The organism is Isoptericola cucumis (assembly GCF_014635665.1).
GTDB lineage: Bacteria > Actinomycetota > Actinomycetes > Actinomycetales > Cellulomonadaceae > Isoptericola > Isoptericola cucumis.
Genome location: NZ_BMDG01000003.1, coordinates 121,893 through 141,655 on the forward strand (window position 1 = coordinate 121,893; position 19,763 = coordinate 141,655).

The 19,763-nt window shown below is 73.3% G+C and carries 17 protein-coding genes; 10 read left to right on the forward strand and 7 right to left on the reverse strand.

Going from position 1 to position 19,763, the window contains the following annotated elements; genetic code table 11:
- The first annotated feature begins 56 nt into the window (after positions 1 to 56).
- From IEW03_RS04830 to IEW03_RS04840, 3 genes are read left to right on the forward strand one after another with little or no spacing between them, the layout of a single operon-like run.
- On the forward strand, positions 57 to 782 hold the full coding sequence (locus tag IEW03_RS04830; RefSeq protein WP_188522530.1) for an MSMEG_4193 family putative phosphomutase: 726 nt from the start codon (positions 57 to 59) through the stop codon (positions 780 to 782).
- Between the two features lie 9 nt (positions 783 to 791).
- On the forward strand, positions 792 to 1,388 hold the full coding sequence (locus IEW03_RS04835) for a DUF3090 domain-containing protein (protein WP_188522531.1): 597 nt from the start codon (positions 792 to 794) through the stop codon (positions 1,386 to 1,388).
- Positions 1,389 to 1,418: 30 nt separating this feature from the next.
- Positions 1,419 to 2,204 (forward strand): SCO1664 family protein, encoded by a 786-nt coding sequence (locus IEW03_RS04840; protein WP_188522532.1) that lies wholly within the window; start codon positions 1,419 to 1,421, stop codon positions 2,202 to 2,204.
- A 25-nt stretch (positions 2,205 to 2,229) separates the two neighbouring features.
- On the opposite strand, the gene IEW03_RS04845 is transcribed toward IEW03_RS04840, so the two are convergent.
- From IEW03_RS04845 to IEW03_RS04855, 3 genes are all read right to left on the reverse strand, one after another.
- Entirely contained in the window at positions 2,230 to 2,664 is a 435-nt protein-coding gene (locus tag IEW03_RS04845) for an SRPBCC family protein (RefSeq protein ID WP_229737480.1), read from the reverse strand.
- Positions 2,665 to 2,735: 71 nt separating this feature from the next.
- Positions 2,736 to 5,480 (reverse strand): glycoside hydrolase family 3 protein, encoded by a 2,745-nt coding sequence (locus tag IEW03_RS04850; RefSeq protein WP_188522534.1) that lies wholly within the window; start codon positions 5,478 to 5,480, stop codon positions 2,736 to 2,738.
- Between the two features lie 13 nt (positions 5,481 to 5,493).
- The gene (locus IEW03_RS04855) at positions 5,494 to 7,974 is read right to left on the reverse strand and encodes a glycoside hydrolase family 3 C-terminal domain-containing protein (protein WP_229737487.1); all 2,481 of its coding nucleotides are present in this window, start codon (positions 7,972 to 7,974) and stop codon (positions 5,494 to 5,496) included.
- Between the two features lie 66 nt (positions 7,975 to 8,040).
- Here IEW03_RS04855 and IEW03_RS04860 point away from each other — a divergent pair, with 66 nt between their 5' ends.
- Entirely contained in the window at positions 8,041 to 8,673 is a 633-nt protein-coding gene (locus IEW03_RS04860) for a TetR/AcrR family transcriptional regulator (RefSeq protein ID WP_188522535.1), read from the forward strand.
- Here the strand turns inward: IEW03_RS04860 and IEW03_RS04865 are convergent.
- Both IEW03_RS04865 and IEW03_RS04870 read right to left on the reverse strand, forming a co-directional pair.
- Positions 8,670 to 9,416, reverse strand: a complete 747-nt coding sequence (locus tag IEW03_RS04865; protein WP_229737489.1) for a sulfite exporter TauE/SafE family protein — start codon at positions 9,414 to 9,416, stop codon at positions 8,670 to 8,672. The genes IEW03_RS04860 and IEW03_RS04865 overlap by 4 nt on opposite strands.
- Before the next feature lie 40 nt (positions 9,417 to 9,456).
- Positions 9,457 to 10,866: an aminotransferase-like domain-containing protein gene (locus IEW03_RS04870; protein ID WP_188522536.1), complete on the reverse strand. Its 1,410-nt coding sequence runs from the start codon at positions 10,864 to 10,866 to the stop codon at positions 9,457 to 9,459.
- A 55-nt stretch (positions 10,867 to 10,921) separates the two neighbouring features.
- Between IEW03_RS04870 and IEW03_RS04875 the strand changes: the two genes are divergently transcribed.
- Positions 10,922 to 11,812, forward strand: a complete 891-nt coding sequence (locus IEW03_RS04875; protein WP_229737491.1) for a DMT family transporter — start codon at positions 10,922 to 10,924, stop codon at positions 11,810 to 11,812.
- Positions 11,812 to 12,495, forward strand: a complete 684-nt coding sequence (locus IEW03_RS04880; RefSeq protein WP_188522538.1) for an FMN-binding negative transcriptional regulator — start codon at positions 11,812 to 11,814, stop codon at positions 12,493 to 12,495. The genes IEW03_RS04875 and IEW03_RS04880 overlap by 1 nt, the downstream gene beginning before the upstream one ends.
- Before the next feature lie 3 nt (positions 12,496 to 12,498).
- Here IEW03_RS04880 and IEW03_RS04885 read toward each other — a convergent pair whose 3' ends face one another.
- Positions 12,499 to 13,365, reverse strand: a complete 867-nt coding sequence (locus tag IEW03_RS04885; RefSeq protein WP_188522539.1) for an SMP-30/gluconolactonase/LRE family protein — start codon at positions 13,363 to 13,365, stop codon at positions 12,499 to 12,501.
- Between the two features lie 69 nt (positions 13,366 to 13,434).
- Positions 13,435 to 14,472, reverse strand: coding sequence for a LacI family DNA-binding transcriptional regulator (locus tag IEW03_RS04890; RefSeq protein WP_188522540.1), 1,038 nt, complete (start codon positions 14,470 to 14,472; stop codon positions 13,435 to 13,437).
- A gap of 191 nt (positions 14,473 to 14,663) precedes the next feature.
- Here IEW03_RS04890 and IEW03_RS04895 point away from each other — a divergent pair, with 191 nt between their 5' ends.
- The 4 genes from IEW03_RS04895 (at position 14,664) to IEW03_RS04910 (ending at position 19,743) form a co-directional block, all read left to right on the forward strand.
- Positions 14,664 to 15,971, forward strand: coding sequence for an extracellular solute-binding protein (locus IEW03_RS04895; protein WP_188522541.1), 1,308 nt, complete (start codon positions 14,664 to 14,666; stop codon positions 15,969 to 15,971).
- Between the two features lie 89 nt (positions 15,972 to 16,060).
- Positions 16,061 to 16,906, forward strand: a complete 846-nt coding sequence (locus IEW03_RS04900) for a carbohydrate ABC transporter permease (RefSeq protein WP_188522777.1) — start codon at positions 16,061 to 16,063, stop codon at positions 16,904 to 16,906.
- On the forward strand, positions 16,906 to 17,748 hold the full coding sequence (locus IEW03_RS04905; RefSeq protein WP_188522542.1) for a carbohydrate ABC transporter permease: 843 nt from the start codon (positions 16,906 to 16,908) through the stop codon (positions 17,746 to 17,748). Before IEW03_RS04900 ends, IEW03_RS04905 begins: the two co-directional genes overlap by 1 nt.
- A gap of 30 nt (positions 17,749 to 17,778) precedes the next feature.
- Positions 17,779 to 19,743: a right-handed parallel beta-helix repeat-containing protein gene (locus IEW03_RS04910; protein ID WP_188522543.1), complete on the forward strand. Its 1,965-nt coding sequence runs from the start codon at positions 17,779 to 17,781 to the stop codon at positions 19,741 to 19,743.
- The last annotated feature ends 20 nt before the right edge of the window (positions 19,744 to 19,763 follow it).

The window sequence follows — 19,763 nt, forward strand, 5'->3', positions numbered from 1 at the left end:
CAGTCAACGTCGCGAGCGTCGGCCACGCATCCGGCGCAGGTCGTAGGCTCCGGAGCATGCCCACTGTCCTGCTCGTCCGCCACGGCCGCACGACCGCGAACGCGCAGGGCATCCTGGCGGGTCGCGCCGCAGGAGTGCGGCTTGACGCCGTGGGCCGCGAGCAGGCAGCCCGGGCCGCTGCACGACTGGCGGCCGTGCCTCTCGCGGCGGTGGTGTCGAGCCCCCTCGAGCGTTGCCGGCAGACGTCGCGCATCGTCGTCGAGCACCAGCACCAGCACCAGCACCAGCACGAGCAGGACGGCGAGCATGCGCCACAGCTCCTCGTCGAGCGCGGCATCACGGAGTGCGACTACGGGCAGTGGCAGGGGAAGGCGTTGCACGACCTCGCGAACGACCCCCTGTGGTCGCAGGTCCAGACGCAGCCGTCGGCGGTGACGTTCCCCGGCGGCGAGTCGCTCGCGGCGATGCAGGCCCGGTCCGTGGCAGCGATCCGCCGCCACGACGCGGCGGTCGAGGAGCAGCACGGCCAGGGCGCGGTCTGGGCGGCCGTCGCGCACGGCGACATCATCAAGTCGGTGCTCGCCGACGCCCTCGGCACGCACCTCGACCTCTTCCAGCGCATCGTGGTGGGCCCGGCGTCGGTCTCGATCGTGCGGTACGGGCCGCACCGCCCCGAGGTCGTGGCCACCAACACCGACGCCGGCGACCTCTCGTGGCTGCGCGACGCCGGACCGGCGGGCGACGCGCCCGTCGGCGGCGGGGCCGGCGCGGGAGCCTCTTAGGGTGGACGCATGACCATTCTCGTGTACGAGTTCGACTGGCCCGACCGGGTCGTGGTCGGCACGGTCGGGCTCCCCGGATCACGCACGTTCTACCTTCAGGCCCGCACCGGCGGCCGCACCACGAGCGTCGCGCTGGAGAAGGAGCAGTCCGCCATCCTCGCGGAGATGATCGACCGCCTCCTCGACGAGCTCATGACGTCGGACGACCGGCTCACCATCCCCGCGGAGGCTCCCGCGGAGCTCCTCGACGACGAGCCGCTGGAGCAGCCGGTGGAGGAGGACTTCCGGGCGGGGTCGATGCGGCTGGGCTGGGACCCGCGGACCGCGCAGCTGGTGATCGAGGCCTTCCCCGTCGACGAGGAACCGTCCGACGCCGCCGCCGACACCGACGACGCCGCCGCCGACACCGACGAGGCCGACGTCGAGCCCGACGACGACGAGGCCGAGCCCAGCGAGATGCTGCTCGTGCGGATCCCCGTCGGCACGGCACGGGCGTTCGCGCACCGTGCGCGCCGGGTCGTCGCGGCCGGTCGCCCGGCGTGCCCGGACTGCGGCATGCCGATGGACGACGACGGCCACGAGTGCGCCGCGGATGCCGGCGCGTGAGCCCGCCGTGAGCAACCCGTCGAGCACGCCGTGACCGAGCAGCAGGTCGACCTCGAGCAAGACACCCTCGAGGTCGTCGGCCGCATCCAGGTCGCCTCGAACGCGACGTTCCTCGGCCGGATCGGCGGGGCCACGGTCGTCTACAAGCCCGTGGCCGGCGAGAAGCCGCTGTGGGACTTCCCGGACGGCACGCTGGCCGGCCGCGAGGTCGCCGCCTACCTCGTCTCCGAGTCGCTCGGCTGGGGCGTCGCGCCCCGCACCTGGCTGCGCGACGGACCGCTCGGCCCGGGCATGGTCCAGCTCTGGCAGGAACAGGACCGCGACCAGGACCCTGTCGACGTCGTCCCCTCAACCGCCGCACGCCGCGACGGGTGGCGGGTGGTGCTCGAGGGCAGCGACGCCGACGACGAGCCGGTCTGCCTGGTCCACGAGGACTCGCCGTCGCTGCGGCGGATGGCGGTGTTCGACGCGCTGGTCAACAACGCCGACCGCAAGGGCGGGCACGTCCTGCCCATGCCGGACGGACGCCGCCTCGGGGTCGACCACGGCGTCACGTTCCACGTCGAGCCGAGGCTGCGCACCGTGCTGTGGGGGTGGGTCGGCCAGGCCCTGCTGGCGGACGAGCTCGACGGCGTCCGGCGGGTCCGCGCGGAGCTCGACCGGGACGGCGAGGACGGCCTCGGAGGCCGGCTCGCCGCGCTGCTCGACGACGCCGAGGTTGCCGCCTTGGCCGAGCGCTGCGACCGGCTGCTGGCCACGGCCGTCTTCCCGTCGCCCGAGAGGGACATGCCGGCCGTGCCCTGGCCGCTGTTCTAGGTGCAGATTCCCCGCGCGGCGGCCGTCACCTCGTGAGGTCGCCGCCCTCGGCACGCCTCTTGAGCCCCCCGGCCTCCATGGCCAGGTACTGCTCGGTGCGCTTGCGGTAGAACCGTCCGACGACGCCGCCGACCGCCCCGGACATGACGACGCGCAGCCCGACACGGGTGCCACCGTCGCCCAGCGGCGCGCACTCGTGGTGCGCGGCCACGGTGCTGCCGGGCTGGCGCTGCTCCCAGACGAAGGTGCTGGTCGGGTCCAGCACGGTCACGGTGTACGTGCCGGTGGGGATGCGCGGCTGGGACACTTCGACGCGGGACCCGACGGCGAGCGGCCCGTCATCGAGCGACCGGACGGCGGTGACGGAGTCGGTCCACTCCGGCCATCGCTCGACGTCGAGAAGCACCTCCCACACGCGCTCCGGCGGGGCGTCGACGTCGATGCTGGTGTGCAGGTCCACGCCGCTCATTCTCGCAGGCGGTCGCGATCGTCGGCGAGGACGCGGACCGACGGCACTCCCCGTGCGGCGTGTCAGTCGACCGCGTCGGTCTGCAGCACGGCATACAGCACGGCGTGGACGCGCTCACGCAGGCCGTGGCCGACCCCGACGGGGTCCTCCTCGACCGCCGCGCGGGTGGCCTTGTCGGTCCCCGGCAGCATCGCGAGCATGAGGTCGTTGCCGTACCGGGCGGCCAGGCCGGGGTCCATCCAGTCCCCGAGCACGGCGTCGGTCGACACGACGCCCTGGAAGCCCCACTCGCCGCGCAGCACGTCCTGCAGGAGCGGCTCGTTGCCGCCGGCCCACACGCCGCCGATGTTGATGAACGAGCTCATGGCGCCGGTCGGGTCGGCCTCCTTGACGGTGATCTCGAACGGCTTGAGGTAGAGCTCGCGCAGCGCCTGCTCGCTGGTGAACACGTTGACGCCGGAGCGGGCGTTGACCTCCTGCTCGTTGAGGGCGAAGTGCTTCATGAAGGTCAGGACGCCCTTGCTCTCGGCGCCCGACACCATCGCGGCGGACATCATGCCCGACAGCAGCGGGTCCTCCGAGAAGTACTCGAAGTCGCGCCCGCCCAGCGCGGTGCGGTGCAGGTTCATCCCGGGGGCGTACCAGCCCTCGACGCCGTACGCGTTCGCCTCGGTACCGACGGCCTCGCCCAGCGCGTGGGCGAGCTCGTCGTTCCACGTCGAGGCCACGACCACCTGCGTCGGGTAGGCGGCCGCCTCCAGGGGGCTGAACAGGGAGTTCAGCCCGGCGGGGCCGTCGAGCAGGTCGACGGCGGGGATGCCGAGGCGCTCGACGGCGTGGGTGCGGTACGCGCCCTTGGCGAAGAGGTCGACCTGCTCCTCCAGCGTGAGCTGGTCGAGGAACGCGTCCCACTGCGGGTCGTCGTACTCGAGCCCCGCGAGGTCGGCGAGCTCGAGGTCGTGGTCGGCGCCGTAGGTCGGGACCTCGCCCTCGGCCGGCTCGATCTGCGGGTCCATGCGCGCGAGGAGCTCGTCGGAGGCGGTGGTGCCGGCCTCGGGCGCCTGCGGGTAGGTGCCCTCCCAGTCGTCGCGCGAGAGGTAGCTCAGGTCGCCCTCGGCGTCGGCGAAACGGTTGCCCAGCTCGTGGCCGGTGTCGGCGTCCTTGTCGTAGACGACGTCCCGGGCCACCCGGTGCTCGAACTCGTCCACCGGCGAGTGCACGTCGGTGCGCACCGAGATCCCGTAGGTGCCGGCCTCGAGCAGGTAGGCGCCGTCGCCGCCGGTGTCCCACGACGCCATGTCCCGCACGTCGAACGAGACGGTGACGGTGCCGGTCTGCCCCGGCTCGAGCGAAGGCGTCTTGGCGTAGCCGGCGAGCTCGATGGCGGACTTCTCGATCCCGCCCGGCGTGTAGGGCGCGGAGAAGTACGCCTGGACCACGTCCTTGCCCGCGACGTCGCCGGTGTTGGTCACGGCGACGTCGAGGCTCACCTCGCCGGCGCTGACGCGCGGCTTCGCGACGTCCCACTCGAACGTGGTGTAGCTCAGGCCGTGGCCGAACGGGAACTGGACGGCCTCGGCGTAGCCCGCCTCGTCGCCCGCGTACCGCGTCTCGTAGTAGCGGTAGCCGACGTAGATGCCCTCCTCGTAGTCGAGGAACGCGCGGTCGGCGTTGGCGTACGCGAAGTCGCCGACGTTCTCCACGCCCGGGGCGCTCGTCACGTCGTACGCATAGGTGTCGGTGAGGCGGCCCGAGGGGTTGACCTCGCCCGTCAGCACCTTCGCCAGGGACACGGCGCCGCGCGGTCCGGGCGTGCCGATCCACACGGCGCCCTTGATCTGCGGGTACTCGTCGAGGAACCCCAGCTCCATCTGGTTGCCCGAGTTCACGACCACCACGACGTCGTCGAACGTGGCGGTGACGACGTCGAGCAGCTCGCGCTGCTCGGCCGTCAGGCGCAGCTCGTCGGCGGTCATGTCGGAGCCCTCGACGCCGTCGTTGCCCACCACCACGAGCGCGGTCTCCGAGTACTGCGCGGCCTGCGCCATGACGTCGTCGGTGAGGTAGTCCGGCGCGGGCTCGCCCTCGCCGCCACCGCCGAGCAGGCTGCCGGCGATCTGCAGCAGGCCGTTGGCGCCGCCGGAGCTCGTCTCGGCCCCGGCCTCCTCCATCGCAGCCTTGAGGTCGGGGTTGGCGGCGACGCCCTGTCCCTCGAGCGCCTCGTACAGCGACACCGCCTGGGACTGGTTGCTGCCGCCGGAGCCGCCGCCGCCGAGGCGGAGGTTGAACGAAGCGAAGCTGAACACGTTGACGGTGTCGTCGGCCAGCGGGAGGACGTCGTCGTCGTTCTCGAGCAGGACGAGGCCCTCGTCGGAGATCGACTCCGCCACGTCGGCCGCGTTCTGCCGGGCGTCCACGCCCGCGGCGGAGGACGAGTCGTACTCGATCGTCATCAGGCGGCCGAACGACATCGCGAACGGCGCGACGAGCACCCCGATCGCGAACACCGCGACGGCGGTGATGCCCCAGCCGACCGCGCGACGCGGGCGGTGCGCGACCTTGCGATCGATGCGCGCCCGGCGCTTGTCCTCCCGGCGCTCGGCGCGCGTCATGTCGGCGCGGGCCTCGGTCCGCTCCTGCTTCGCGGTCCTCTTCGCCTCGCGGGCCGCCTGCCGGTCGGTGGTCCTGGCGGCCTTGCGCTCCTCGGGCGTCATCGCCTTCAGCTCTGCTCGCCGGGTGCGCCTCGCCGTGCGCAGCTCCCGGGCTCGGGCGACCGCGTCCTGCTTGATCTCACGCCTCGTTGCCATGATCCGTCTTCTCTCAGTCCTCGTTCTGGGCGTCGTTGTCCTGGGCGCGCGCACGCCGTCGCTGCGCGATCCATGCCGAGGCCGTCCGGCGCGCACCGCGCAGGAACTGGCCGTTGACCATGAGCAGCAGGCCGTCGAGCATGGCGTCGTCGACCTTGCCGCCGCTCATGCGCGCGACCGATCGGAACGGCAGGTCGAGCGCGAAGTGCGTGTTGTTCGCCGCGAGCGGCTTGCCGAGCCGCAGCAGCACGCGGCCGCTGAGCTCGACGAGGCCGTGGAGCAGGCCCCCGAACCCGCGGCGGCCCTTGGCCTGCGCGACGATGTCGTCGCGGGTGAGGGGTCGGTCGGTGGGCCATGCCGACGGGGGGAGCGCGCGTCCGAGCAGAGCCTCGAACTCGGGGTCGCCCACGAGCTCGACGTCGCCGGCCACGTAGTGCGGCAGGAGGCGGGGGTCGGGGCGGAGCACGACGGGGTCCGCCGCGCGCCCGGCCGGGGCCTCGACCTCGAGCGCGGCCCGCAGCCGGATGTCGCGCGACGACGCGCCCGCGAGGACCGCGTAGGAGCCGGCTGCGGTGCGCCAGTCGTGGGCGCGGGTGTCGAAGACGTCGAAGGCGTGCTCGGCGTAGTCGATCGTGAGCGTGGCGCTCTCGCCGGGCTCGAGCGGGACGGTGGCGAAGCCGGCCAGCTCGCGCGGGGCGCGGAACTCTCCCGCGCCGCGCCCGGCGGGTTCGACGTAGAGCTGCACGGTCTCGACACCGGCGGCCTCGCCCGTGTTAGTGACGGTCACCCGGGCGGACGTGCGCCCGGCGCGCAGGTCGGCGTAGGCGAACTCGGTGTAGCTCAGCCCGTGCCCGAAGGGGTAGCGCACCGGCATCCCGACCTTGTCGTAGTACCGGTAGCCGACGTAGATGCTCTCGCGGTGCTCGGAGGTCGCCTCGGTGCGCGCGAACGTGGCCGACGACGGCACGTCGGCGTAGCGCAGCGGGTAGGTCTCGGCGAGGCGTCCACCGGGGTTGGCGCGGCCGACCAGGACGTCGGCGATCGCCCGGCCGCCGCCCTGGCCCGCGAGGTAGCCGTGCACGACGGCGTCGACGTGCCCCGCGAAGGGCAGCTCGACGGGGGCGCCGCCGGACAGCACGACCACCACGGGCACGCCGAGGCCGACCAGCTCGCGGGTGAGCGCGAGCTGGTTGCGCGCCAGGCGCAGGTGCGACCGGTCGACCCCCTCGGCCTCGGCGGACTCGTCGAGGCCGAGGAACAGCAGGACGACGTCGGCCCGCTCGGCGAGCCGGACGGCCCGCCGGCGGCGACGCTCGGACGGGACGTCGCGGCGCGCGAAGCCCGGCTCGTACCCGACGACGTCCAGGTCGGACTCCCGCAGCGCGTCCAGGGCGGTGTCGACGCGGGTGGGGTTGACCAGCGAGCTGCCCGCCCCCTGGTAGCGCGGCGTGGCGGCGAAGTCGCCGATGACGGCGACCCGCCCGGACCGCGGCCCTAGCGGCAGGGTGCCCCGGGGGTTGTCGAGCAGGACGACCGAGCGGCGGGCGGCCTCGACGGCGAGCTCGTGGTGACGGTCGTGGTCGACGCGATGGTCGACGGTGCGAGCGTCGTCGCGCGGCGCCGTCCGGTCGACGAGCGCGAGCAGCTCGTCGACGCGGGCGTCCAGGACGGCCTCGTCGAGCTCGCCCGCCTCGACCGCGCGCACGATCTCGCGGTCGGTGACACCGTCGGTGGACGGCATCTCGAGGGCGTTGCCGGCGACCAGGCCCGCGACGCGGTCGTGGTTGCCGCCCCAGTCGGTGACGACGAGGCCGTCGAAGCCCCAGCGGCGGCGGAGGATCTCGTCGAGCAGCTCGCGGTTCTCGTTCGCGTAGGTGCCGTTGACCTTGTTGTAGGAGCTCATCACCGTCCACGGGTCGCCCTCGGTGACGGCGATGCGGAAGCCCTCGAGGTAGACCTCGTGCAGCGCCCGCTCGTCGACGATCTCGTCGATGCTCATGCGGTGCGTCTCCTGGCTGTTCACCGCGAAGTGCTTGGCGGACGCGGCGACGCCGCGGGACTGGATGCCGCGGATCAGCGCGGCGGCGAGCTTCCCGGACAGCAGCGGGTCCTCCGAGAAGTACTCGAAGCTGCGACCCGCGAGCGGGTTGCGCTTGAGGTTCAGGCCCGGGCCGAGCAGCACGCTCACCCGCTCGGCGGCGGCCTCGGCGCCCAGCGCCTCGCCCACCCGGCGCACCAGGTCGGTGTCCCAGCTGTTCGCGAGCGTGGCCGCCGTCGGGAAGCACGTGGCGGGGAGGCTGGCGTTGAGGCCCAGGTGGTCGGCGGCGCCGCCCTGCTTGCGCAGCCCGTGCGGGCCGTCGGTGAGCATGATCGAGGGCACGCCGAGGCGGTCCACCGGCTTGGTGTTCCAGAAGTTCGCGCCCGACATGAGCGATGCTTTCTCTGCCAGGGTCATCTGGCCGCGCACCCGCCGGCGGTCGTCATCGATCTGCACGCCCGTAGGTTAGACCAAGTTCCACCAAGTGGTGGAACTCTGCACGTCACACGTGGAGGAAGCCCTATGCCCGACCGTCAGGACGCCGTGCCGCGGACCAAGGAGTACGCCACCGGGCGCGTGACACGACGGGCGATCATCGCCGAGGCCGCCGAGGCCTTCGCGGAGAAGGGATTCCACGGTGCGTCCCTGCGGGGCATCGCGCGCGAGGCGGGCGTGGACCATGCCACGCTGATGCACCACTTCGGGAACAAGACCGCGCTGCTGCTGGCGGTGATCGAGTGGCACGACGCCCAGGACGCCGCCACGTCGCTGCCCGCGATGGACTTCACCGTCGAGGGGGTCGTGGACGCCTTCGTCGGCGTGGCCGAGCGCAACCGGGCGACGCCGGGGCTGGTCCAGCTTCTCTCCACGCTGTCGGCCGAGGCGGGGCGGGAGGGGCATCCCGCCCGGGCCGCCCTGCAGCAGCGTCACCAGGTCCTCGTCGACGTCTTCGCCGCGATCATCCGGCTGCGGCGCGACGAGGGGGCCGTCGACGACGACGGACTGAGCCCCGAGGTGCACGCCGCCCTCATCGTCTCGACCTGGGAGGGGCTGCAGGTCTACGACGCCCTGCACCCGGGCGACGTCGACGTCCCGGAGCTGCTGGCGCGCACCCTCCGGCGGGAGCTCGGGCTGGACGGCCCGCTCTCCGGTTAGAGCAGCAGCAGGTTCAGGGCCGCGAGCGCCACGAGCACGGTGACCAGCCGTTCGAACAGCTGCTGGTCGACGTGGCCGATGACCTTGCGCCCGATCCAGGTGCCGACCAGCACGACCGGCGCCAGCACGGCCCACAGGGCCACCGTCTCGGTGCGGACGATCCCGACCCCGACGGCGACGGGCAGCTTGATGACGTTCACCGTGAAGAAGAACCACGCCGTCGTGCCGAGGAACCGCCACTTCTCGTAGCGGGCCGCGAGCAGGTAGAGGCTCATGGGCGGGCCGCCGGCGTTGGCCACCATGGTGGTGAACCCGGCGAGCCCGCCGTACCCGACGGTGGCCGCGCGGGTGTCGGTGCGCAGGTGGTCGCGCCACAGGTTGAGCACCAGCAGCGCGAGCAGGATCGCGCCGATCGTGCGGCGCATGACGTCGTCGCTGACCAGCGTGAGGAACAGTGCGCCGAGCGCCACGCCCACCAGGACCGGCACGAGCAGCCGCCCGATGACGCGGAAGTCGGCGTGCTTGCGGTAGGCCCAGATCGCGACGAGGTCGCCGGTGATCAGCATCAGGAGCACGGCGCCCGTCGAGTCCTTGGCGGGGATCACCAGCGCCATGAGCGCCGCGGCGATCATGCCCAGGCCGCCCAGCGCCGTCTTGGAGAAGCCGACGAGCAGCGCGACCAGCGCGGCGACCGCCCAGCCGGTCCACGGGAGTCCTGCGATCAGCGGGGCGGGTTCGAGCACCGGGGAAGCGTAACGGTCGTTCCGCGTGATGCACCGAGCGCTACGCGGACCGGACGGCCTGCCCGACGACGTGCGCGGCGTGGTCGAAGCGGTCGACGTCGGGCCCGGAGTAGTTGAGCCGCAGGTAGGGGCCGGCGGGCTCGGCCGGGAACCACTCGTCGCCCGGGGCCACGACGACGCCGCGCGCCTCGCACTCGCGGGCGACCCGGGCGGGATCGGCGCCGTCGGGCAGCCGGGCCCAGAGGTTGAGCCCGCCGGCCGGGACGTGCTCGACGTGCAGGCACGGCGCGTGGGTGCGCAGTGCCTGCAGGAGCGCGTCGCGACGGGCGCGCAGCGCCGGCCGGAGATGGCGGCGCAGGTGGGTGCGCCACGCGGGCTGGGTGACGACGTCCAGCGCCGCGGCCTGCAGCAGCCCGCTGACGTACATGGACTCGGCCGCCCGGTCGGCGACGATCCGGTCGCGCGCGGGCCCGCGGGCGACGAGCGCCGCGACGCGCAGGGCGGGGGAGACGCTCTTGGTCAGCGAGCGCAGGTAGATGACGTGCCCGTCGCGGTCGTGCGCGGCGAGGGGGTGAGGGTCGGTGTCGATGGCGAGGTCGTGCGCCCAGTCGTCCTCGACGAGGAACGCGCCGTGCTCGCGGACGACGTCGAGGACCGCCCGGCCGCGGGCGGCCGACCACTGCGCGCCGGTGGGGTTGGCGTACGTGGGCTGGGCGTAGAGCACGCGCGCGCCGGTCCGCGCGAAGGCGCGGGCGACGTCGTCGGGGTCCGGGCCGGCGGGCCCCGTGGGGACGGGCACGAGCGTGACCCCGGCCTGCGCGGCGGCCAGGATCGCGCCCCAGTACGTCGGCGACTCGACGAGCAGCGGCTGCCCGGGCCCGACGAGGGCGCGGAAGATCGAGCTGAGCCCGCTCTGGCTGCCGGACAGGACGACGACGTCGCGCGCGGACGGCGGGGACGTGTCCGCCGGCGCGGTCTGCGCGAGCTCGGACGCGAACCATTGCCGCAGCTCGGGCAGGCCCGTCGCGGGGGAGCGGGTGGTCGCGGCCGTGGTGCGCGCCGCGCGCGCGAGAGCCGCGCGCACCAGCCGCTCGGGCAGCAGGTCCGCGGCCGGGTACCCGGAGTGGAGGGTGACGGCGTCGGGCGCGACGCCGCGCTGCGTGGAGGAGAGCGCGGGCACCCGTGCGGGCTGCGCGCCGAGCGCCGCCGTCTGCCAGCCGAGGTCGACGGGCCACGAGGACCGGGGCGCCAGGACGAACGTGCCGACGCCCGGCCGGCTCTCGACCAGGCCCTCGTCCGCCAGCCGGCGCACCGCCCGCTGCACCGTGACCGGGCTCGCCGCGTGCTCGGCCGTGAGCGCGCGGCTGGACGGGAGCCGCGCGCCCGGGGGAGCGGCGGCCACCCAGGCCCGGAGCGCGGCCACGATCCGCCCGGTGCTATCGTCATCCATGAGAGTTGAGAGTAGCGCTATCGCCGGTCCGCGTCAGCCGTTATCCGCTCGTCCGATGCTGCCCCGGGCCCGCGCCGGGCTCCTGTGGGGCCTCGTCGGGGTCGCCGCCTTCTCCTTCACCGTCCCGTTCACGCGGGTCGCGGTCGCGGGTCTCTCGCCCCTCTTCGTCGGGTCCGGGCGCGCCGCCGTGGCCGCCGCCGTCGCGGCCCTCGCGCTCGTCCTCACCCGACAGCCTGGGCCGCGCGGGGCGCAGTGGTGGCGGCTGGGCGTCGTCGCGGGGGGCGTCGTGGTGGGCTTCCCGTTCCTCACCTCGTTCGCGCTGCAGTCGGCGCCTGCGAGCCACGGGGCGGTCGTCATCGGGCTGCTTCCCGCCGCGACGGCGGTGGTGGCCGTGCTGCGCGTGGGGGAGCGCCCGGCCCGCTCCTTCTGGGTCTTCGCGGCCCTCGGGGCGCTGGCGGCGGTCGGCTTCGCCACCCTCCAGGGCGGCGCCCTGGGCGAGCTGCACCGGTCCGACCTGTTGCTGCTGGGTGCCGTCGTCGCGGCCGCCGTCGGGTACGCCGAGGGCGGCGTGCTGTCGCGCGAGCTCGGCTCCTGGCAGACGATCTCCTGGGCGCTGGTGGTCGCCGCGCCCGTGACGGTCGCGCTGACCGCCTGGTCCGTCGCCGGGCAGCCGCCGCAGGCGACCGGGAGCCAGTGGCTGGCCTTCGCCTATCTGGCCCTCGTGAGCATGTACCTGGGCTTCTTCGCCTGGTACCGGGGCCTCGCGCTCGGGCCGATGGCGCAGGTCAGCCAGGTCCAACTCGTCCAGCCGGTGCTGACCATCGGGTGGGCGGCGGTGCTGCTGCACGAACCGATCACCTGGCCGACCGTCCTCGGTGGCCTCGCCGTCGTCGCGTGCGCCACCCTGGCAGTGCGCACCCGTCTCGCCCGGAAGGACCCCGCCTGATGCGTCACACCCCGCACTACGTCGTCGACGACCCCGCCGAGGTCAGGCGGCTCGTCCGCGCGCACCCGTGGGCGACGTTCGTGTCGCCCACGAGCCACGGCCTGGTGGCGTCGCACTACCCGGTGCTGCTCGACCCGGGGCCGACCGACGCAGGCCCGTCCGACGCAGGCCAGTCCGACGCACGCGGGTCCGACGCGGGTGACGCCGTTACGATCGTCAGCCACTTCGGCCGCCCCGACGACGAGCTGCACGAGCTGGGCGAGCACGAGGTCCTCGTCATCGTCCAGGGCCCGCACGACTACGTGTCCCCGAGCTGGTACGCCCCGGGCGAGCTGGTCCCGACGTGGAACCACGTCACCGCGCACCTCTACGGCACGCCCGAGCTGCTCTCCGACGAGGAGAACTACGCGATGCTCGGCCGGCTCACCGACCACTTCGAGGCCGGTCGCCCGGGCGGGCGCAGCCTGTCCGAGGACGAGGCCGGCACGCGGCGCGTCGCCCGCGGGACGGTGGGACTGCGGGTGCGGGTCGAGCGGTTCGACGCCCGCGCGAAGCTCAGCCAGAACAAGGCGCCGGACGTCGTCGCGCACGTCATCGACCAGCTCGAGGGGACCAACCCCGCGCTGGCGCGGGAGATGCGCCGCGTGCGGGGTGACGACGCGGCCGACGACGCCGGCGCCTGAGGGTCAGCCCGCGAACGGCAGCGCCGGCAGGCCGCGCACCCCGGCGTCCACGCGGAACACGGACCCGGCCTCTGGCTCGTCGTCGTCGGCGAGGTCCTGCCGGGATGTGGTGACGTAGAGCGCGTCGAGCCCGTCGTCCCCGAAGGTGCACGCCGTGACCTGCGACGCGGGGAACCGGATCTCGGCGTCGAGCGTGCCGTCGGGGGAGTAGCGACGCACGGCGGAGCCGCCCCAGAGCGCGACCCAGACCCCGCCCTCGGCGTCCACGGCGAGGCCGTCGGGTGCGCCGTCGGCGGGGTCGATCGTCACGAACGGGCGCCGGCCGACGAGCCCGCGCGGGTCCTCGGACGCGGGCACGACGTCGAGCACGTCGACGCGGTGCGTGACGGTGTCCGCGTAGTACGCGCGGGCGCCGTCGGGGGAGAAGCCGAGGCCGTTGGAGCACCCGATCCCGTCGAGCACGACGCGGGCCGTGCCGTCGGGCTCGACGCGGTGGAGGGACGCGGCGCCGCCGGGGCCGGTGACCATCCCGCCCGCGTAGAACGCGCCGTCCGGCGCGGCGGCGCCCTCGTTGAGCCGCACCGCCGGGCCGTCGACGAGCCGGACCAGCTGCCGCAGCGGCTCGTCGTCGGTGTCGGCCACCGCGACGTCGCGCTCGAGCGCCACGACGAAGCCGCTGCCCGCCCGCGGCCGCACGATCGCGGCGACGTCGCCCACGTGCCGGCGGTCGACCCCGCCGTCCGGTCGCAGCGTCAGGAGGTCGCCCGCGAGCATGTCGACGTAGCGCAGCCCTCCCCAGCCGGGCCACCAGACCGGGCCCTCCGCGTGGTGGGCGACGGGTCCGGTGACGTTCAGCGGGGTCGAGGGCACGGTCGGGCGTCCTTCCGGTCGGGGTCGGGGTCAGCTGATCAGGTCTGGTCTGGTCCGGTCTGGTTCTGGTCAGCCCGCGTCGACGGCGGCCGTGGACTCGCGCACGACGAGCCGGGTGGCGAGCTGGACGTGGTGGGAGTCGGGGCGCTCGCCGCGGGCCTGCTGGAGCACGGTGCGCAGCGCGACGCGCCCGATGTCGATGATCGGCTGGTGCACCGTCGTCAGCGGCGGCGCGGTCGAGAGCGCGGTGTACGTGTCGTCGAAGCCGACGACGGACAGGTCCTGGGGGACGCGCAGCCCGCTCCGGCGGGCGGCCTCCAGCACCCCGAGGGCGGAGGCGTCCGAGCCGGCGAAGATCGCCGTCGGCGGCGTCGACGCGGCCAGGAACCGGGTGGCCATCTCCAGCCCGGCCGGGAAGTTGAAGCCCTGCTCGAGGATCAGCGCCGGGTCGGCCTCGGCGCCCGCCGAGCTCATGGCGCTGAGGAAGCCCTGGAGGCGCTCGCGGGAGGCGACCGAGATCGGCAGCCCGCCGGCGAACGCGATGCGGCGGTGGCCGAGGTCGAGCAGGTGCCGGGTCGCCTGCAGGCCGCCGGTGAAGTTGGCCGAGCCCACGGACACGATCTCGTCGTCGAGCGGGTTGAGCGGGTCGATCGCCACGACGCTGATCCCGAGCTCCCGCAGCAGGCTGCGCTGCTCGGCGGCGAGCTCCGACGTCACGACGATCAGCCGGTGGTGGCCCCGCGCGCCCAGCTGGCGGATCCACGCCGTCGACAGCGGGCCGTCGGCGCGGTGGTCGGGGTCGACCACCTCGACCAGCACCTCGACCCCGTGGGCGCGGGCGGCGGTGACGATGCCGTCCAGCACCTGCAGGGAGTAGACGTTGACGAGGGAGTCGAAGACGACGGCCACCGCGTGGGGGCGGTCGGCCTCGCGGGGCCCGGTCGACGGGACGTAGCCGAGCGAGGAGATCGCCTCCTCGACGCGCCGCCGGGTGTCGGCCGAGATGTGGGGGCGGCGGTTGAGCACCTTGGACGCCGTGGCCTTCGAGACCCCGGCGACGCGGGCCACCTGCTCCAGCGTCGGTCGCGACGCGTGCGTGCCGTCCACGGCCCACCTCCTTCGGCTGATGCCCGGAAGCCTACCGGCAAGAAAATGTTTCGCCGTCCAGATCCTCGCGATGGCTGTCCGGATGGTTGACACCGGATCCGTCGCGTCCCTAGCGTCGCATCGCTGAGGAAACACCCGGAAACTATTTCCGTGAGTCGACAGTGCTGTCGACTCCAGAGAGGACTCAGACGATGAGGCTGAGGATCGGACGACGCACGGGCGCGGTCGTCGCCACGGTGACCGCGGCGGCCCTGCTGGCCGCCTGCGGCGGCGGGAAGCAGCCGGGCGGAGCCGCCGCCGGCGGCGACGGGCCCAGCGCGTGGGCGCTGACAGGTGGCACCGAGGAGGTGTTCCGCGCGCAGTTCGACGCCTGGGACGCCGAGCACCCGGACCAGGAGTTCTCCGTCGAGTGGTTCGCCAACGACGCCTACAAGGAGAAGATCCGCACCGCGGTCGGCGCGGGGAACTCCCCGACGCTCATCTACGGATGGTCCGGCGGCACGCTGGCGGACTACGCCGCCAACGGCAAGGTCGTCGACCTGGGCGACAGCGTGACCGAGCTGAACGAGCGGCTCATCCCGTCGGTGGCCGCGAACGGCGAGGTCGACGGCACCACCTACGCCGTGCCGAACACGCACACCCAGCCGGTGGTCATGTACCACAACAAGGAGGTCCTGGACGCGGCCGGCGTCGACGTCCCCACCACCTACGACGAGCTGCTCGACGCCGTGGGCACGCTCCAGGACGAGGGCGTCACCCCGATCGCGCTCGCCGGCCAGAGCGTGTGGCCCGAGCTGATGTGGATCCAGTACCTCACCGACCGCATCGGCGGCCCCGAGGTCTTCCAGGCCGTGCTCGACGGCGAGGAGGGTGCATGGTCCGACCCGGCGATCGTCGAGGCCACCACCAAGATCCGCGAGCTGGTGGACGCGGGCGCCTTCGGCGACAGCTTCGGGTCGGTCAACGCCGACCAGAACGCCGACACCGCGCTCGTGCACACCGGCAAGGCGGCGTTCGTCCTGCAGGGCTCGTGGGTCTACCCGAACTTCCTGGAGGCGGCGCCCGAGCTCGTGGAGTCGGGCGGCCTGGGCTACACCACCTTCCCCGCCGTCGAGGGCGGCGCCGGCGACCCGGCGAACATCGTCGGCAACCCGTCGAACTTCTGGTCGGTGTCCGCGGACGCGTCCGAGGACGCCCAGACGGCGGCGAAGGAGTTCATCTCGACCGAGGTGCTCAGCGACGACGTCGTCGACGACCTGCTCGAGATCGGCGCCGTCCCGCCCATCACCGGCCTCGAGGACAAGATCGCCGCGCAGGCGGACTCCGACCACCCGTCGTTCGTCTACGGGCTCGTGCGCGACGCCCCGCACTTCCAGCTCTCCTGGGACCAGGCGCTGCCGCCCGCGCAGGCCCAGGAGCTCCTGGACAACCTGAGCCAGCTCTTCCTCGGGCAGATCGACCCGCAGCAGTTCTCCGACGCGATGGACGCGACGCTGTGAGTGTCGCCGTCGCACCTCGGGAGGCCCCGGCGCGCGAGCGCCGGGGCCCCCGGCCCACCGCACGGCGCCACCACGGCCCGTCGATCTGGATGGCGGGCCCGGCCCTGGCGCTGTTCGGCGTCTTCGCCGTGGTCCCGCTGCTGGGCGTGGTGGTGCTGTCGTTCATGAGCTGGGACGGCCTGGGCGACCCCGTCTGGGCCGGCATCGACAACTGGGGCCGCACGCTGGCGGACCCGGTCACGCAGAACGCGATGCGGCTGACGGTCGTCGTCACGGTCGTGTCCTGGCTGTTCCAGGCGCCGGTGTCCCTGCTGCTCGGCGTCTTCATGGCGGGCCGCCAGCGCTACCGCGCGGTGCTGTCGGTGCTGTACTTCCTGCCGCTGCTGTTCTCCGCGGCGGCCGTCGCCATCGCCTACCGCGCGCTGCTCGACCCGAACTTCGGGCTCGGCACGGCGCTCGGCATCCCGTGGCTGTCGCAGGACTGGATCGGCGACCCCGACCTGGCCCTGTGGGTGGTGCTGTTCGTCATCGGCTGGTGCTTCGTGCCGTTCCACTCCCTGCTCTACCAGGGCGGCGTGCGGCAGATCCCGCGGTCGATGTACGAGGCGGCGCTGCTGGACGGCGCCGGCCGGGTGCAGCAGTTCCTGCACATCACCCTGCCGCAGCTGAAGTACACGATCATCACGTCCTCGACCCTCATGATCGTCGGCTCGCTGACCTACTTCGACCTGATCTTCGTGCTGACCAACGGGGGCCCGGGGAACGCCACCCGCATCCTGCCGCTGGACATGTACCTCACCGGGTTCCGCAGCTACGACATGGGCAAGGCCAGCGTCATCGCCGTCGTCCTCGTCGTCGTCGGGCTGACGGTCTCGCTGCTGCTCAACCGCCTCTCCGGGGCGAACAAGATGGAATCGCAGATGGAGGGCCTCTGATGTCCGCCCACGCCCCGCGCACCGCACGGACCGCCCCCAACGTCCTCGGCGGCCTGGCCGGCTGGGCCTGGCTGGCGATCATCATCGTGCCGATCTACTACATCCTGGTCACCAGCCTGCGCCCGCAGGCGGACTACTACGCGGAGAACCCGCTGTCCTGGCCCGCCCGCCCCACGCTCGCGGCGTACGGCGAGGTCCTGGCCAACGACTTCCTGCGGTACTTCGGCAACTCCGTGTTCGTCACCGTGGTGTCGGTCGCGGCGGTCCTGGTGGTCGCGCTCATGGCGTCGTACGTCGTGGTGCGCTCGGCGCGCCGGTCCGCGACGCGGCTGTTCCAGGTCTTCCTGCTGGGGATCGCGATCCCCCTCCAGGCGACGATCATCCCCGTCTACTACCTGATCATCCAGCTCGGCCTGTACGACACGTTGTGGGCGCTGATCCTGCCGTCGATCGCCTTCGCGATCCCGCTGTCGGTGCTCATCCTCACCAACTTCATGCGCGACGTGCCCGGCGAGCTGTTCGAGTCGATGACGGTCGACGGCGCGGGGGAGTGGCGCACCCTGTGGAGCCTGGCCCTGCCGCTGACGCGGCCCGCGATCGTCACCGTCGGGGTCTACAACGCGCTGCAGGTGTGGAACGGGTTCCTGTTCCCCCTGGTGCTCACCCAGAGCGCCGAGACCCGCGTGCTGCCCCTGTCCCTGTGGGCGTTCCAGGGCGAGTTCTCCGTCAACGTGCCCGCCGTGCTCGCCGCGGTGGTGCTGTCCGTCCTGCCCGTCCTCACCGCCTACGTCGTCGGCCGCCGCCAGCTCGTGTCCGGGCTGACCGCCGGCCTCGGCAAGTAGCCCCCACCCCACTGCGAAAGGCACCACTCGATGTCCGTCTACCACGTCGCCGTCACCGGATCCGATGCCGCTGACGGCTCTGCGGCCACCCCGCTGCGCACCATCAACCGGGCCGCCGCCCTGGCCCGCCCCGGCGACACCGTCCGGGTCCACGAGGGCGAGTACCGCGAGTGGGTCCGCCCCGCCCGCGGCGGTCTCGGCGACCGGCGCCGCATCACCTACGAGGCGGCCGCGGGCGAGCGCGTCGTCATCAAGGGGTCCGAGCGCGTCACGACGTGGGAGCGCGAGGACGGCGACGTCTGGCGCGCCGAGATCCCGAACGCCCTGTTCGGCGACTTCAACCCGTTCGCCCACGAGGTCGAGGGCGACTGGCTCGTGCCGCCGGCGACGGGGGAGCGCACCCACCTGGGCGAGGTGTACCTGAACGGGCGGAGCTTCTACGAGGTCCACGACCGTGCGGCCGTCACCGACCCGCCGGTGCGCACCGAGGCGGTCGACGGGTGGACCGGCACCCCCGAGCCGCTGCCCGACCCGGACCAGACCCGGTTCGTCTGGTACGCCGAGGTCGGCGCGGACGTCACGACCGTGTGGGCCGCCTTCCCGGGCGCCGACCCCAACGCCGAGCTCGTCGAGATCAACGTGCGCCGCTCCGTCTTCTACCCCACGGAGCACCACCTGGACTACATCACCGTGCGCGGCTTCGAGCTGGCGCAGGCGGCCACGCCCTGGGCGCCGCCGACGGCCGACCAGCCCGGCCTCGTCGGGCCCAACTGGGCCAAGGGCTGGATCATCGAGGACAACGTGATCCACGACGCGAAGGCCTCGGCCGTCTCGCTCGGCAAGGAGATCTCCACCGGGCACAACTTCTCGACCCTGCGCGGCGACAAGCCCGGGTACCAGTACCAGCTCGAGTCGGTCTTCGCCGCGCGGCAAATCGGCTGGGACCGGGAGCACGTCGGCTCGCACGTCGTGCGCCGCAACACCATCTTCGACTGCGGCCAGAACGGCATCGTCGGGCACCTCGGCGCGGTCTTCTCGCGCATCGAGGACAACCACATCCACCACATCGCGACCAAGCGCGAGTACTACGGCTACGAGATCGCCGGCATCAAGCTGCACGCGGCCGTCGACGTGCAGATCGTGCACAACCGCATCCACGACTGCACCCTGGGCACCTGGCTCGACTGGCAGACCCAGGGCACGCGCGTGGCCCGCAACCTCTTCTACGCCAACACGCGCGACCTGTTCGTCGAGGTCAGCCACGGCCCGTACGTGGTGGACCACAACGTGCTCGCCTCGCGGGTCGCGCTCGAGGTCTTCAGCCAGGGCGGAGCGTTCGTCAACAACCTCGTCGGCGGCGCCGTGCGCCTCGAGCAGGTCCTCGACCGCGCCACGCCCTACCACCGCCCGCACAGCACGCAGGTGTCCGGCTACGCGGTGGTGTACGGCGGCGACGACCGCTACGTCGGCAACCTGTTCCTCGGCGGGGACGCCGACCGCGCCTTCCGGCCCGGCAGCCTGGGGCACCGGCTGGCCACCTTCGGCACCCACGGCTACGACGGCTGCCCGCCCACGTTCGACGACTACCTCGCGAGCGTCGAGCGGACCGGCGGCGACCACCAGCGCTTCCACGGCCTGCGCCAGCCGGCCTACGTCCACCACAACACGTACGCGAACGGCGCCGCCCCCTACGAGCGCGAGAAGGACGCGCTGGTCGTCGACGACGCGGTGACCTTCGTCGTCGTCGACGAGGGCGACGAGGTCTACGTCGAGGCCACCGTGCCCGAGGCCGTCGCCGGACCCCGCGTGGGCCCGGTCACGGGCGCGGACCTGCCGCCCGTACGGTTCGCGGACGCCGACTTCGAGGAGCCCGACGGCAGCCCTGTCGACGTGCGCACCGACCTGCTCGGCCGCGACAAGGAGCCCGGCACGTCGTACCCGGTCGGGCCGCTGGCCGCGCTGGCGACGGGGACGTCGCGCACCCGCGTCTGGTGAGACGGCCCCGGCCCCGCCGC